Origin of the sequence: Bacillus fungorum (assembly GCF_002746455.1) — a bacterium.
Lineage (GTDB): Bacteria > Bacillota > Bacilli > Bacillales > Bacillaceae_G > Bacillus_A > Bacillus_A fungorum.
This window is the reverse complement of record NZ_NWUW01000112.1, coordinates 1-1518: the sequence shown is the minus strand read 5'-3', so window position 1 is coordinate 1518 and position 1518 is coordinate 1. Positions and strand designations below refer to the sequence as shown.

Here is a 1518-nt window from a genome sequence, read left to right as displayed (position 1 = left end):
TTTGGTATCCCCCTTGGTCTAAATCAGACATATAGAAGTGACCATTGTCTACCTTATGACTTACTGTAAGTGGCGGTTCACTAAATACTGGTTTCTGTTGTAAGGGTCTTTGATTTTGATTTCCTACTAATTGATTTGGATTAATATTGATAGAACGATTGATACTAATTTTCCCACCACTAGAATCTTGAATATATGCTGGTGTAGCTTTCATACCATTACGGTACTGCGTTAATTGTCCATCCGAAATATTTAAATCTTGATATACAACTTGTCCTGAACGAATACTACTATCTCCACTAGCATAACGAGATACAACTTGCGTCATACCACTAGAATCTTTGGCTTCAATCCATGATTTATTATTTGTCGTCACAAGACGTACTGCACCTTGAGCAACTGATTGTCTTCCAGTAGCATCTGTTGTTGTTGGTACCATTCTCTGAATCTCTTGAATTTCTTTTGCTTCTGTTTGAACTGCTTTATTATAAGGATTATGTTTACTTACCATACGTGCAGTAGCTTGGTAAGCACCTGCACCACCAATTACACCTGCTGCATAGCTTAATCCTTTTGTCACATTGTAATGGCGCTCTGCTGCGTTACCTCCTAACGAAGTATGAACGGCAGCTGCAGTTCCACTCATCACTCTTTGTACTGCAGTTCCACCAGCCTGCTGAACAGCACTTGACGCATTAAAGTATGCTTTTGATACATTTTCTAACCCTTTTGTATGCACGAGATGTTTGGCACCTTCCATCATACTTACACCAATCATCTTACTTTGCTGTGTCATACGTCCCACTGCTGAAGTTGGAATCGTCATTTTCCCAGCACTTTGCGAAATATTCGCTATACTAGCTGATGCATCTGCATACGATCGTTCAATTTCAGAAACAGACAGATTTCCTGCACGTGCCATACTCGCTTGCGTTTGCGTAGCTGCAAACACAGCTTTATTGATTGCACCACCTGTAGCAACACCGTGTGAACGAACACCTTGAATCGCACTAGTAATTCCAGAACCTACTTGTTGACTCACTGTTCCAAGACTTGCATGACTTTGTAAACCTTTCGTCAATTGCGAAGCAAAGGCATCTTTATTAATATACGATTGATTATGTAGACTCTTACCACTCGTATCTTTTGCCTGTACGGGCATCGCACCCGCTTGTACCGCCGCTTGCTGAGCGACTGCTTTAAATTCATTACCTTTATCATTTAAGTGAGATTGCCAAGCTTCTACTTTTTGCGTTTGAGACATAGTTGGAGACAAGTTTTTCATAAAGTTTACTTTGTTCTCCGCTGCATATCCTTGTTTAAAGGATTCTGTAGATGCCTGTACTAAGTTCCCGACATTACTTACATCTTTTTGTTTCTGGTTTCCATATCCATTTGCTAAACTATGTGTTTTCACACCATTTACAGCTTTTTGAATGCCTGCTGCACTAGATACACCCATCGCATTTATATTCGGATTGCTTTGTAATTGTTGCGATAGCTGAGAAGCAAATGCTT

General features: G+C 40.1%; 1 pseudogene. It reads right to left on the bottom strand.

The annotated features are described in order from the left end of the window. Positions 1-1518 (bottom strand): annotated as a pseudogene (locus CO726_RS30855) (hypothetical protein); the annotation flags it as partial.